This window comes from Burkholderia sp. MSMB617WGS (assembly GCF_001532025.2).
Lineage (GTDB): Bacteria > Pseudomonadota > Gammaproteobacteria > Burkholderiales > Burkholderiaceae > Burkholderia > Burkholderia savannae.
The window spans coordinates 2,958,211-2,970,111 of record NZ_CP013457.1 but is presented as its reverse complement, the minus strand read 5'-3'; the positions used below and the strand labels follow the sequence as shown (position 1 = coordinate 2,970,111).

13 protein-coding genes are annotated in these 11,901 nt (G+C 67.8%); 5 read left to right on the top strand and 8 right to left on the bottom strand.

From position 1 onward, the window contains the following. Positions 1 to 46 precede the first annotated feature (46 nt). The 5 genes from WT60_RS14605 to WT60_RS14585 all read right to left on the bottom strand — a co-directional run bounded on the left by WT60_RS14605 (position 47) and on the right by WT60_RS14585 (position 5,486). Positions 47 to 481: a glyoxalase/bleomycin resistance/extradiol dioxygenase family protein gene (locus WT60_RS14605; protein ID WP_038748697.1), complete on the bottom strand. Its 435-nt coding sequence runs from the start codon at positions 479 to 481 to the stop codon at positions 47 to 49. A gap of 350 nt (positions 482 to 831) precedes the next feature. After that, positions 832 to 1,785 (bottom strand): transaldolase, encoded by a 954-nt coding sequence (gene tal, locus WT60_RS14600; RefSeq protein ID WP_059574696.1) that lies wholly within the window; start codon positions 1,783 to 1,785, stop codon positions 832 to 834. Positions 1,786 to 2,066: 281 nt separating this feature from the next. Then, a complete protein-coding gene (locus WT60_RS14595) occupies positions 2,067 to 3,284 on the bottom strand; it encodes a benzoate/H(+) symporter BenE family transporter (RefSeq protein WP_059645774.1) in 1,218 nt (405 codons plus the stop codon). A gap of 61 nt (positions 3,285 to 3,345) precedes the next feature. Continuing rightward, positions 3,346 to 4,521 carry a VWA domain-containing protein gene (locus WT60_RS14590; RefSeq protein WP_038748692.1) on the bottom strand — a complete coding sequence of 392 codons (1,176 nt, stop codon included), beginning with the start codon at positions 4,519 to 4,521 and terminating at the stop codon, positions 3,346 to 3,348. A gap of 122 nt (positions 4,522 to 4,643) precedes the next feature. Next, positions 4,644 to 5,486 carry a MoxR family ATPase gene (locus WT60_RS14585; protein WP_060355458.1) on the bottom strand — a complete coding sequence of 281 codons (843 nt, stop codon included), beginning with the start codon at positions 5,484 to 5,486 and terminating at the stop codon, positions 4,644 to 4,646. Between the two features lie 233 nt (positions 5,487 to 5,719). Here WT60_RS14585 and WT60_RS14580 point away from each other — a divergent pair, with 233 nt between their 5' ends. Then, on the top strand, positions 5,720 to 6,079 hold the full coding sequence (locus WT60_RS14580; protein WP_038748688.1) for a cytochrome c: 360 nt from the start codon (positions 5,720 to 5,722) through the stop codon (positions 6,077 to 6,079). Between the two features lie 40 nt (positions 6,080 to 6,119). Then, positions 6,120 to 6,488: a c-type cytochrome gene (locus tag WT60_RS14575; RefSeq protein ID WP_038748686.1), complete on the top strand. Its 369-nt coding sequence runs from the start codon at positions 6,120 to 6,122 to the stop codon at positions 6,486 to 6,488. Between the two features lie 489 nt (positions 6,489 to 6,977). On the opposite strand, the gene WT60_RS14570 is transcribed toward WT60_RS14575, so the two are convergent. After that, positions 6,978 to 7,412, bottom strand: coding sequence for a DUF1841 family protein (locus WT60_RS14570; protein ID WP_038748684.1), 435 nt, complete (start codon positions 7,410 to 7,412; stop codon positions 6,978 to 6,980). A gap of 395 nt (positions 7,413 to 7,807) precedes the next feature. On the opposite strand from WT60_RS14570, the gene WT60_RS14565 reads away from it, so the two are divergent. Then, entirely contained in the window at positions 7,808 to 8,740 is a 933-nt protein-coding gene (locus WT60_RS14565; protein WP_059670798.1) for a DMT family transporter, read from the top strand. 188 nt (positions 8,741 to 8,928) lie between these two features. Then, positions 8,929 to 9,180 carry a hypothetical protein gene (locus WT60_RS14560; RefSeq protein WP_060355457.1) on the top strand — a complete coding sequence of 84 codons (252 nt, stop codon included), beginning with the start codon at positions 8,929 to 8,931 and terminating at the stop codon, positions 9,178 to 9,180. 307 nt (positions 9,181 to 9,487) lie between these two features. Here WT60_RS14560 and nth read toward each other — a convergent pair whose 3' ends face one another. Further along, a complete protein-coding gene (nth, locus tag WT60_RS14555; RefSeq protein WP_038748677.1) occupies positions 9,488 to 10,132 on the bottom strand; it encodes an endonuclease III in 645 nt (214 codons plus the stop codon). A gap of 4 nt (positions 10,133 to 10,136) precedes the next feature. Beyond that, on the bottom strand, positions 10,137 to 11,009 hold the full coding sequence (gene rsxB, locus WT60_RS14550; RefSeq protein ID WP_060355456.1) for an electron transport complex subunit RsxB: 873 nt from the start codon (positions 11,007 to 11,009) through the stop codon (positions 10,137 to 10,139). A gap of 257 nt (positions 11,010 to 11,266) precedes the next feature. On the opposite strand from rsxB, the gene bspR reads away from it, so the two are divergent. After that, entirely contained in the window at positions 11,267 to 11,899 is a 633-nt protein-coding gene (gene bspR, locus WT60_RS14545) for a T3SS transcriptional regulator BspR (RefSeq protein WP_038748673.1), read from the top strand. Positions 11,900 to 11,901 lie beyond the last annotated feature (2 nt).

Below are 11,901 nucleotides of genomic sequence, written 5' to 3'. Positions count from 1 at the left end.
GTCGATCGGTTGCGGGAAGCTTCGGCTTCCGAAGCGTTCGCCGCCTTCACTTCTTCATGTTCGGATCTTCGACGTTGATCATCCAGTGCACGCCGAACTTGTCGCGCAGCATGCCGAAGCCGAGCGCCCAGAACGTCTTCTCGAACGGCATCGTCACCGCGCCGCCGCCGCCGAGCAGCGCGTCGAAGATCTTCTTGCCTTCGTCGACGCTCGGAGGATTGAGCGACAGCGAATAGCCGTCGTGCACCTGCTGCGTGCCCGACTTGCAATCGCCGTCCGAGCACATCAGCACCGAGTCGCCGATCTGGAAATTCGCGTGCATCACCTTGTCGGCCATCTCGGGCGGCGTCGGCCGCTCGGGATTCGGCGGCGCGTCCTTGAAGCGCGCGATGAAATTCACTTTCGCGCCGAGCGCGTCGCCGTAGAACTTCAGCGCCTCGTCGCAGCGGCCGCCGAAAAACAGATACGGTTGTACTTGCATCGTCGTCTCCTTGAACTTGGGCTGGGAGGGGCGCAGTCGCACCCGTGCGAACGATTGTAGTGCGTCTGGATGACAGCGACGGGAAGAATGAAAAGGGCCGCAACGCGCGAGAGGGGAAAGCGCTCGGGAGAAGGGCCGCGATCGAACAGGACCTCAAAAGAACCGTGCCGGTGGCGGACGGCCGGGCGTGCGCCACCGGCGCGATGCAAGAGCGCCGCATCGCATCGCGACGCAGCGCTTCGTCGATTCATGCAATGGCAAGCAAAGAAACGGATGCCGGCCCCGAGCCGCGCGGCGGCGGACGTCGACGCCGCGCCGCGCGCCGCACCGCGATTCGGGGCCCGCGCGCGTCAGCGCAGCGCGTCGATCATCCGCTCCAGCTTCACCGCATCCGCCGAGAACAGGCGGATGCCTTCGGCGAGCTTCTCGGTCGCCATCGCGTCGTCGTTCAGCTGGAAGCGGAACGACGATTCGTCGATCGCGACGCGCTCGAGCTGCGCGTCCTTCGCCGCGTCCGGCGACAGCTTGCGCGCGACCGTTTCGGCGCTGTCCTGCAGCTTCTGCAGCAGATCGGGGCTGATCGTCAGCAGATCGCAGCCGGCGAGCTCGGTGATCTGGCTCGTCGTGCGGAAGCTCGCGCCCATCACTTCGGTCGTGTAGCCGAAGTGCTTGTAGTACGTGTAGATGCGGCGCACCGACACGACGCCCGGATCGTTCGCGCCGCCGTCCTTCGCCTCGTCCCACTCGGCGCCTTTGTGCTTCTTGTACCAGTCGTAGATCCGGCCGACGAACGGCGAGATCAGTTGCGCGCCCGCCTCCGCGCACGCGGCCGCCTGCACGAGCGAGAACAGCAGCGTCATGTTGCAGCGGATGCCTTCGCGCTGCAGCACTTGCGCCGCACGAATGCCTTCCCACGTCGACGCGAGCTTGATCAGCACGCGTTCGCGGCCGATGCCCGCCGCTTCGTAGAGCTTGATGAGCTCGCGGCCCTTGTCGATCGAGCGCTGCGTGTCGAACGACAGGCGCGCGTCGACTTCGGTCGACACGCGGCCCGGGATCAGCTTCAGGATCTCGGTGCCGAACGCGATCAGCAGGCGATCGATGATGAAGCCGACGGATTCGCCCGCATGGTCGCGGACCGTTTTTTCGAGAATCGGCCGATAGGCGTCCTTCTGGACGGCCTTCAGGATCAGCGACGGATTCGTCGTCGCGTCCCGGGGCTGGTATTGCGCGAGTTGCTGGAAGTCGCCCGTGTCGGCGACGACGGTCGTGTATTGCTTGAGCTGGTCGAGTGCGGTAGTCATGACGAGTCGAAAGCGAGGCGCGGCGCGCCGGTTCGGTGAGGACGACCGCGCGGCGAGGCGCGGGGCGATGCGTGGCGGCGCGGCTTGCGCGGCCGCCGGGCCCTCCATTTTAGGCCCGAATCGGGAACCGGTGCCGAACGCTCGTGCGCGGACGGTTGCGCGGCGCGCGCCGACCGCGCATCGAGCGCGCATGCCGGCGATGCATCGGGATGCCGATCGCGCCGCCGCCCGCGTGCGAGCCGGGCGGACCGAACGCGGCGCGCACGCGAGCCCGGCGAACGTCAGGCGGTGCGACGCGCGTTGAGAATCGCCTGCGTGAGCACGCCCGCGACGAGCCCCCAGAACGCCGAGCCGATCGACAGCAGCGTGAGGCCGGAGGCCGTGACCATGAACGTGACGAGCGCCGCCTCGCGCTGTCGCGCGTCCTGCATCGCGTTGGTGAGGCCGCTCATGATCGAGCCGAACAGCGCGAGCGCGGCGACCGATACGACGAGCGCCTTCGGCAGCGCGCCGAAGAGCGCGGCGATCGTCGCGCCGAACACGCCCGCGACGAGGTAGAACACGCCGCACCAGACGGCCGCCGTGTAGCGCTTCGTGCGATCGTCGTGCGCTTCCGGGCCGGTGCAGATCGCGGCCGTGATCGCCGCGAGGTTGATACCGTGCGAGCCGAACGGCGCGAGCACGAGCGACGCGATGCCCGTCGTCGCGATGAGCGGCGACGACGGCGTCTCGTAGCCGTCCGCGCGCAGCACCGCGATGCCCGGCACGTTCTGCGACGCCATCGCGACGACGAAGAGCGGAATGCCGATGCTCACGATCGCCGACAGCGAGAACGACGGCATCGTGAACACCGGCCGCGCGAGCGCAACGTGGAAGCGGCTGAAGTCGAGCAGGCCGAGCGCGCCGGCGGCCGCGGTGCCGGCCGCGAGCGTCGCGACGATCGCGTAGCGCGGCGCCGCGCGCTTGACGATCAGGTACGTGAAGAACATCGCGAGCACGAGCGCGGTCTGGAACTGCGCGGCGCGGAAGATCTCGATGCCGATCTCGAACAGGATGCCGGCGAGCAGCGCGGCGGCGATGCCGGACGGAATCCTGCGCATCAGCGTGTCGAACAGGCCGCTCGCGCCGACCGCCGCGAGCAGCAGCGCGCACACGACGAACGCGCCGATCGCGTCCGAGTACGCGACGCCCGGCAGCGATGCGACGAGGAGCGCCGCGCCGGGCGTCGACCACGCGACGACGATCGGCGCGCGATACCGCAGCGACAGCCCGATCGTCGTCACGGCCATGCCGATCGACAGCGCCCAGATCCACGACGAGATCTGCGCATCGCTCAGATGCGCGGCGCGGCCCGCCTGGAACATCAGCACGAGCGAGCTCGTGTAGCCCGTCATCATCGCGACGAAGCCCGCGACGAGCGCGGACGGCGACGTGTCCGCGAGAAGATTGGGCCGCGCGAGCGCGGGCGACAGATTGGAGGCGGGCGGCTGACTGCTCATCGGTGAAACGTCGGGTCTGATGCGTTGGGGGAGGTGAAAGGCGCGGTGCGCGGCGCGTGCGTCACTTGCTCAGCGCGCGCATCGCGGATTCGAGGCCCGCGAGCGTGAGCGGATACATCCGGTCGCCGAGCACGTCGCGGATGATCGAGATCGACTGCCGGTATTCCCACAGCCGCTCGGGCTCGGGGTTCAGCCACGCGAAGCGCGGGAACTGGTCGGCGAGACGGCGCAGCCACACGGCGCCCGCCTCGGGATTGTTGTATTCGACCGAGCCGCCCGGCTGCAGCACCTCGTAAGGGCTCATCGTCGCGTCGCCGACGAAGATCAGCTTGTAGTCGGGCGTGAACTTGTGCAGCACGTCCCACGTCGGCGTGCGCTCCGCGTGGCGGCGGCGGTTGTTCTTCCACAGATGGTCGTACACGCAGTTGTGGAAGTAGTAGAACTCGAGGTGCTTGAATTCGGCCTTCGCGGCGGAGAAGAGCTCCTCGGTGCGTTTGATGTGGTCGTCCATCGAGCCGCCGACGTCGAGCAGCATCAGCACCTTCACGTTGTTGTGGCGCTCGGGCACCATCCTGATATCGAGCCAGCCGGCGTTCGCGGCGGTGCTGCGGATGGTGTCGGGCAGGTCGAGCTCCTCGGCCGCGCCTTCGCGCGCGAAGCGCCGCAGCCGCCGCAGCGCGACCTTGATGTTGCGCGTGCCGATCTCGACCGAGTCGTCGTAGTCGCGATACGCGCGGGCTTCCCACACCTTGACCGCGGTGCGGTTGCCGCTCGACGGCCCGCCGATCCGGACGCCTTCCGGGTTGTAGCCGCCGTGCCCGAACGGCGACGTGCCGCCCGTGCCGATCCATTTGTTGCCGCCCTCGTGGCGCTCCTTCTGCTCGTCGAGCAATGCCTTGAGGCGCTCCATCAGCTTGTCGAGGCCGCCGAGCGACTGGATCTGCGCCTTCTCCTCGGGCGTGAGCTCGCGCTCGAGGCGCTTTTCGAGCCAGTCGAGCGGGATGTCGAACGCGTCCGACGGCAGCGCCGACACGCCGTGGAAGTACGCGCCGAACGCCTTGTCGAACTTGTCGAAGTACTGCTCGTCTTTCACGAGCGTCATGCGCGCGAGATAGTAGAACGCGTCGAGCGACGGCTCGATCGTCTGCGCCTTGAGCGCCTCCAGCAGCGTCAGGTATTCCTTGACGGACACCGGCAGCTTCGCGGCGCGCAGCGAGTAGAAGAAATCGATCAGCATGGGCGGGCCCTCGCGCAATCGCGGCGAGCCGGGCGGCAAACGCGCGTCGCGCGCTCGTTCGCGCTCGTGGCGGCTGAAATCCGGCGGCTCATCTCGCGTGTCTCCTCGCAGCGCCCGCGCGCCTAGCGGTTATGGCGGTTCATGTAGACGAGCCGCTCGAACAGGCTCACGTCCTGCTCGTTCTTGAGCAGCGCGCCCGCGAGCGGCGGCACGATCTGCTTCTGGTCCTTCGAGCGCAGCGCGTCGGGCGGGATGTCCTCGGCGAGCAGCAGCTTCAGCCAGTCGAGCAGCTCGGACGTCGACGGCTTCTTCTTCAGCCCCGACACGCCGCGCAACTCGAAGAAGCTCTCGAGCGCCGCGCGCAGCAGGTCCTGCTTGATGCCGGGGTAGTGGACCGCGACGATCTTCTGCATCGTCGACGGATCGGGGAACTGGATGTAGTGGAAGAAGCAGCGGCGCAGGAACGCGTCGGGCAGCTCCTTCTCGTTGTTCGACGTGATGATGACGAGCGGGCGGTGCTTCGCGCGCACGGTCTCGCGCGTCTCGTACACGTGGAACTCCATCCGGTCGAGCTCGCGCAGCAGGTCGTTCGGGAATTCGATGTCGGCCTTGTCGATCTCGTCGATGAGGAGCACGCTCGGGCGCTCGGCGTCGAACGCCTGCCAAAGTACGCCCTTGACAATGTAGTTCGCGATGTCCTTCACGCGCTCCTCGCCGAGCTGCGAGTCGCGCAGGCGCGATACCGCGTCGTACTCGTAGAGGCCCTGCTGCGCCTTCGTCGTCGACTTGACGTGCCACTGCAAGAGCGGCATGCCGAGCGCCGCGGCGACTTCCTCGGCGAGCATGGTCTTGCCCGTGCCCGGCTCGCCCTTGATGAGGAGCGGGCGCTGCAGCGTGAGGGCGGCGTTGACGGCGAGCTTCAGATCGTCTGTCGCGACGTAGTGCGAGGAACCTTCGAAACGCATGGCGGCGAGCTTCCGGCGAAAAAATCCCAGTATAAGGCAGAAGCGCCGACGGCTTCGCGCGCGCGGTGTATCGTGCGGGGCGCACTCGGCGGGGCCGCATGGTGGACGCATTCCCCGGCGACGCGGTACAATCTGGCCGTTTTTTTGGCCTGCGTGGCGGCCTCACAAGTAAAACGGCGCCGGCCGTTGCCTTTGCGGGCGCCAGTTTCCCCTCAAGCTAGGTTACAAGAGCTATGAATAAATTCGGCAAACATGTCGTTGTCGCAGCGGCGCTCGCGGCGCTCGCCGCCGGCGCGCAGGCGGCCGGTGTGGTCGGCAACCCGAAGGACGGGGCGAGCAAGGCCGCGATGTGCATCGGCTGTCACGGCATCGACGGCTACCGCGTCGCTTACCCGGAAGTCTACCGGGTTCCGCTCCTCGGCGGCCAGAACCAGGTTTATCTCGAGAACGCGCTGAAGGCCTACCGGAAGAAGGATCGCCATTTCCCGTCGATGAACGCGATCGCCGAATCGCTGACGGATCAGGACGTCGCCGATCTCGCGGCCTACTACGCCGCGCAAAAGCCCGATTCGAAGAACAATCCCTACAAGTAAGCTCGCGCTTGCTGATCTCAGCACCGGGATAGGAGCATCCATGAAGAAGCCTCAGACGGCACTCAAGACGGCGGCGGCGCTCGCGCTCGCGGCCGGCTTCGCGATCGGCACCGCGCATGCGGCGGACATCGCGAAGGGCAAGGAACTCGTCGAGTCGCACAACTGCGCGGCCTGCCACGGCGCGAAGCTCGACAATCCGATCAACGCGGAATATCCGCGCCTCGCGGCCCAGCACGCCGACTATCTGGTCTGGGCGATGCGCGAGTATCAGATGGGCCTGACGAACCCGCTCCTCGGCCGCAACAACGCGATCATGCAGGCGCAGGTGCAGAGCCTGTCGGTTGCCGACATGAAGGACATCGCCGCGTATCTCGAGTCGCTGCAAGGCAGCCTCGTGTTCAAGAAGTAAGGACGGATACGTCCGGCGTCGCGTGCGTCCGCTTGCGCGGCGCGCGCCCGAAAAAATGCCCCGCTTCGCGCGGGGCATTTTTTTGTTCGGCGCGCAGCGCGCGGATAGCGGCGTGCGATGCGATCGCGAGCGCGGCGGTGCGGGCGATCGCGCAAGCGCGGGGTGAGCGCGGCGCTCGCCGGTGTGCGAGCGTTTCCGGAGCGCGACGCGCGGGCGGCGTGTGCTCGCCCGAGGATGCGCACGGCGCAGCGTGCGGCGGACTCGTTTTTTTGCCCGATTGCGATTGCGGCGCAATCCGTGCGCGCCGATGTTCGCGCGCCGGGCGAAGCCGTGCCGTGTCGTCGCTTCGGCCGTCGCAGCGGCTTTCGAGGGCGGATGGCAGGAGCGGGCGGTGCGAAGCCGCGAAACGGCGCGGCGAAAGCGGATGGCGAAACCGGACGAAGATACCGGAGGAGGCAGCGAAGCGCGAGGTGGCGAAGCGCCGCCGCGTCAGCCGCGCGAAGCGCGTTGCAGGATGCGCTGCAGATAGGCGTCGGAGTCGGGCGGCGTGTTCGTCCGTTGCGCTTCCCAGATCGTTTCGCCGAGACATTCCATGATCGCATGCTGCGCGTCGTGCGCCGAATCGCAGCGGGCGGCGAGTTTCTCGTGCGCGGCCCGGATGCCGGGCGGTTGATCGATCGACAATTGCTCGCTGATCGCGAGATGCATCGACAGATGCAGGAACGGATTCGTGCGCCCTTCGTCGGGCGTGTAGTCGTGCGCGGCCGAACGTTCGGCGTCCTCGAGTTCCGCGTGGTATTCGGGATGCTCGACGATCCAGTCGGCCGCCATCGCTTCGAGCGGCGTGAGGATTTCGCCCTTGCGCTGCTTGCGCCAGGCGTCGATGAAGAAGCGACGCACGTCGTCGCGGCTCGGATTGAACATGATCGTAAAGCGGGGTGCGTGTAGCGGGCCGTCGCGGCCGCGCGAATGCGCATTTTACGCCGCTTGCGGGCGGGCTGCCGAAAGTGCGTCGATACGGTGCGCGGGCGACGGGCAGCGCGCATGCGACGGGGCGGATCGCCCGCGCGCGAGGTTCGCGTGCGGATGGTCGCGGCGCACGGGAAATCGTCCGGCGGCGGCTTGCCGGCGCAGATGCACGGCGATGATTTTCCGTTTCGTCGTGTCCGGCTGGCGAGCGGGCGGTGCGCCCGTGACGCGGGGCATGGAACCCGCCGCGCCGCGTGTTGCGCGGGTGGCGGCGGATTCGGCATAAACACCGCTTATGCGGGCGTTCGAAGCTCGTTAGAATCGAGCGCTGTCACTACTCGTTTCCCGCCATGGCCGCTGCCGCCGGAGCACCTTCCGCCGCCTTGCGCGGTGCGCTATACGTCGCGTTGTCCGCCGCCGCGTTCGGCGCGATGGCGATCTTCGGCCGCTACGCGTATGCGGGCGGCGCCGACGTGCTCGGCTTGCTGATCGTCCGCTTCTCGATCGCGGGCGCGCTGCTCGCCGTCATCGCGCGACGGCGGCGCGTGAGCTGGCCGCGCGGCCGCGCGCTTTGCGCGATCGTCGGCATGGGCGCGCTGGGCTACGTCGGCCAGTCGCTGTGCTACTTCAGTGCGCTGCAACATGCGCAGGCGAGCCTCGTCGCGTTGCTGCTCTATTTGTATCCGGCGTTCGTCACGTTGCTCGCCGCGTGGTGGCTCGGCGAGCGGCTCACGCGCGCGAAGGCGCTCGCGCTCGCGCTGTGCGTCGCCGGCTCGGCGCTGATGGTGGGCGGCGGCCGCGGCGAGCCGCTCGGCATCGCGCTCGCGCTCGGCGCGGCGGTCATCTATTCGCTGTACATCGTCGTCGGCGCGAAGGCGACGCGCGGCGTCGATCCGCTCGCGACCGTCGCGGTCATCTGCTGCGCCGCTGCCGCGACGCTCGTCGGGCTCGCGCTTGCGCGCACGGCCGCGTTCGACTCGCCGCCGCATTGGCCGCGCGCGGCGTCCGGCTGGGCGGCGCTCGTCGCGATCGCGCTCGTGTCGACGGTCGCCGCGATGCTCGCGTTCTTCGCCGGCCTCGAGCGGCTCGGCGCCGCTCGAACGTCGATGCTGTCGACGCTCGAGCCTGTCGTGACGGTCGCGCTTGCCGCGTCTCTGTTCGGCGAGACGCTGACGCCGCTGCAATGGGCGGGCGGCGTCGCGATCCTTGCGGCGGTGCTGTGGCTCGTGCGTGCCGGCAATCCGGCCGACGAAGCGCCGCCGTCGACGATCGCGAGCGCGTGACGCGCGCGGGGTGGCGCGTGGGGCGTCTTGTCGATCGAGCGGGGCGGAGGGCGAGCGTGGGGAGGGAGTTGACGTCGCTCGCGGAAGGCGCTTTTGCGACGGAGACTCCGCCGGGCGTATCGGGCGCATCGAGTACATCGAGTACATCGGGCACGTCAGGTGCATCGGGCGTATCGAGCACGTCGGGCATGTCGGGCACGTCGAACATGTCGAGCGTGCCTAGCGACGAGCATGCGGAGTACGCCGGACACATGAACTACGCCGAGCACATCGAGCGAGCCAAGCACGGCGAGCGCGCGGAGCAAGCCGCGTACTCAATTTCGGCGAGCGCGCCCAGCACGCCCCATATGGAGAGCATGCCGAGCAGATCGAGCGGCTATACGCGGCGCTCGGAATTGAGGCGTGCAGGCGGCGGCGTGATTCGCGTACAGAACGGCTGAGCGGACGGTGCGAATGTCGATGCCGCGCGCCGCGGTCTCCTCAACGGCTTCGATTGCGTCGATGCAGCCTGCGGTGAACGGGACGCACGGGGCGCGGAGCCTCGCCACGCGGCCTCATCGCGACTGTTCGAAGCGAGCGAGATTGACGATGTCTCCATCGGCCGAAGGCGCGTTCGAGTCTCGCATCGCCGGATCGGACGAGGCATTTCGACGCACGCGCCTTCGCATCGAACGCCTGCGCGCAGGCGCGAAGCAAGCGCGGAGCAAGTCGAGCGGACCGCGCCGCATCGCATGCGGCGCGCGTTCGTCACTGCACGGGCGCCGGCGTCTTCGGCTTGTATTCGCACAGCGGCTCGATCGCGCAATGCCAGCATTCGGGCCGGCGCGCCTTGCACACGTAGCGTCCGTGCAGGATCAGCCAGTGATGCGCGTCGTGCACGAATTCCTTCGGCGTGAACTTCTCGAGCGCGGCTTCGACCGCGCGCACGTCCTTGCCGGGCGCGAGCCCCGTGCGGTTCGCGACGCGGAAGATGTGCGTGTCGACGGCGATCGTCGGCTGGCCGAACGCGGTGTTCAGCACGACGTTCGCGGTCTTGCGGCCGACGCCCGGCAGGCTCTCGAGCGCCTCGCGCTCGGCCGGGACTTCGCCGCCGAAGCGCTCGAGCAGGATCTTGCACGCCGCGACGACGTTCTTCGCCTTCGTCCGATAGAGGCCGATCGTCTTGATGTAGTCGGCCACGCCGTCCTCGCCGAGCGCCACGATCTTTTTCGGCGTGTTCGCGACCGGGAACATCTTGCGCATCGCCTTGTTGACCGACACGTCGGTCGCCTGCGCCGACAGCATCACCGCGATCAGCAGTTCGAACGGCGTCGTGTATTCGAGCTCGGTCGTCGGATGAGGATTGAGGCTTTGCAGCGTTTCGAAGATCGCGCGTCGTTTGTTGGCGTTCATGCGGTTATGGCTTCGTTTTCGAGGTCGGCGACGCGTCGCCCGCGGCGCTCGATTCGCCGCCGCCGGGCTGGTCGGTCGTGTCTCGCCGTTCGGCGAGGCGCCGGCGCCGCGCTTCGGCCGCGTCGATCTGCGCCTGCACGGCGGCGCTCACGCCTTCGGTGTTCTTCGGTCCCGCGCCTTGGGCGGCGAGCTCTTCCTTCTTCTTGCGGGCGCGTTCGAGCGCCGCCGCAATGATCGCACGCTTCTTCGCTTCCGGATCGTGGTCGGCGGACGTGCCGGCAGCGGACGCACCGGCAGCCGGCGCGGCCACGGAGGCGCTCGCCGCTGCCGCCGCGCGACGCGCCGCCGCACGCGCTTCGGCGGCTTCGCGCTCGCGCTTCTGGCGCGCGAGGCGCGCGTCGTGCCGCGCGCGCGCGGCGTCCGCTTGCTGCTGCGACCACGCGTCCCAGCCGGTCTTCTCGCCCGTGACGGGTATCATCGCGATGCAATCGACGGGGCACGGAGGCACGCACAGGTCGCAGCCGGTGCAGAGCTCGGCGACGATCGTGTGCATTTGTTTCGGTGCCCCGACGATCGCGTCGACGGGACACGCCTGCATGCACAGCGTGCAGCCGATGCAAAGCTGCTCGTCGATGAACGCGACGGGGCGCGGGCGCTCGACGCCGTGCTCCGGATTGAGCGCGATCACGGGCTTGCCGAGCAGCTTCGCGAGCCGCGCGACGCCTTCGACGCCGCCCGGCGGGCATTGATCGTAGCCGGCGGCGCCGGCCGCGATCGCCTCCGCGTACGGGCGGCAGCCGTCGTAGCCGCACTTCGTGCATTGCGTTTGAGGAAGCAGATCTTCGATGCGATCCGCGAGGGTCTTGGAATCGGTCACAGTGACTACGTGGGGAGGCACGCGGGCGCGGCGCGGCGGCCGGGCGTTCGAACGCGGCCAGGATCTCTCTCGAAACGACAATTATCGCCGATTTTTCGCATTGCGCTTAACAACGCATGTGCCATAATCAAAACGCTTTTTCGCGTGACTATAGCAGGGTGTCCCTTAACGATGGCGCGCCCGTTCACGCCGCCGGCGATCGACGCAGGGCCGGCGGCGCGAGCCGGACTACGCGGCTCACATAGCAAAACGCCACTATGAATCAGCCAAAAATCAAAAGAGACCCAGAGGGAACCCGGCGCCGGATCCTGCTCGCGGCGGCCGAAGAGTTCGCGACAGGGGGGCTGTTCGGTGCGCGAGTCGACCAGATCGCGCGCCGCGCCGAAACCAACGAGCGCATGCTCTATTACTACTTCGGCAGCAAGGAACAGTTGTTTACCGCGGTGCTCGAATACGCATTCTCCGCGCTGATGGAAGCCGAGCGGACGATCGATCTGGAAGGCATCGCGCCCGTCGAGGCGATCACGCGGCTCGCCCATTTCGTGTGGGATTACTACCGTGACCATCCCGATTTGCTGCGCCTGCTCAACAACGAGAACCTGCACGAGGCGCGCTATCTGCAGAAATCGACGCACATTCGCGAAATGATCTCGCCGATCGTCAAGACGCTCGACGGCGTGCTCGAACGCGGCCAGAGGGCCGGGCTTTTCCGCACGGACATCGATCCGCTGCGGTTCTACGTGACGCTGTCGGGGCTCGGCTACTACATGGTGTCGAACCGCTTCACGCTCGCGGCGATCTTCGGCCGTGATTTCAGCACGCAGGGCGAGCGTACCGAGATGATCAAGATGAACACCGAGCTGCTGCTCGCGTTTTTGCTGAGGCGCTGAGC

What these genes read in the sequence shown, in the direction of transcription:
- WT60_RS14560 (WP_060355457.1), top strand. Translation starts at nt 8,929, where the DNA reads ATGTCGGGCACGTCGAACATGTCGAGCGTGCCTAGCGACGAGCATGCG.
- WT60_RS14605 (WP_038748697.1), bottom strand. Translation starts at nt 481, where the DNA reads ATGCAAGTACAACCGTATCTGTTTTTCGGCGGCCGCTGCGACGAGGCG.
- WT60_RS14575 (WP_038748686.1), top strand. Translation starts at nt 6,120, where the DNA reads ATGAAGAAGCCTCAGACGGCACTCAAGACGGCGGCGGCGCTCGCGCTC.
- bspR (WP_038748673.1), top strand. Translation starts at nt 11,267, where the DNA reads ATGAATCAGCCAAAAATCAAAAGAGACCCAGAGGGAACCCGGCGCCGG.
- WT60_RS14570 (WP_038748684.1), bottom strand. Translation starts at nt 7,412, where the DNA reads ATGTTCAATCCGAGCCGCGACGACGTGCGTCGCTTCTTCATCGACGCC.
- WT60_RS14585 (WP_060355458.1), bottom strand. Translation starts at nt 5,486, where the DNA reads ATGCGTTTCGAAGGTTCCTCGCACTACGTCGCGACAGACGATCTGAAG.
- WT60_RS14590 (WP_038748692.1), bottom strand. Translation starts at nt 4,521, where the DNA reads ATGCTGATCGATTTCTTCTACTCGCTGCGCGCCGCGAAGCTGCCGGTG.
- WT60_RS14580 (WP_038748688.1), top strand. Translation starts at nt 5,720, where the DNA reads ATGAATAAATTCGGCAAACATGTCGTTGTCGCAGCGGCGCTCGCGGCG.
- nth (WP_038748677.1), bottom strand. Translation starts at nt 10,132, where the DNA reads ATGAACGCCAACAAACGACGCGCGATCTTCGAAACGCTGCAAAGCCTC.
- WT60_RS14595 (WP_059645774.1), bottom strand. Translation starts at nt 3,284, where the DNA reads ATGAGCAGTCAGCCGCCCGCCTCCAATCTGTCGCCCGCGCTCGCGCGG.
- WT60_RS14565 (WP_059670798.1), top strand. Translation starts at nt 7,808, where the DNA reads ATGGCCGCTGCCGCCGGAGCACCTTCCGCCGCCTTGCGCGGTGCGCTA.
- tal (WP_059574696.1), bottom strand. Translation starts at nt 1,785, where the DNA reads ATGACTACCGCACTCGACCAGCTCAAGCAATACACGACCGTCGTCGCC.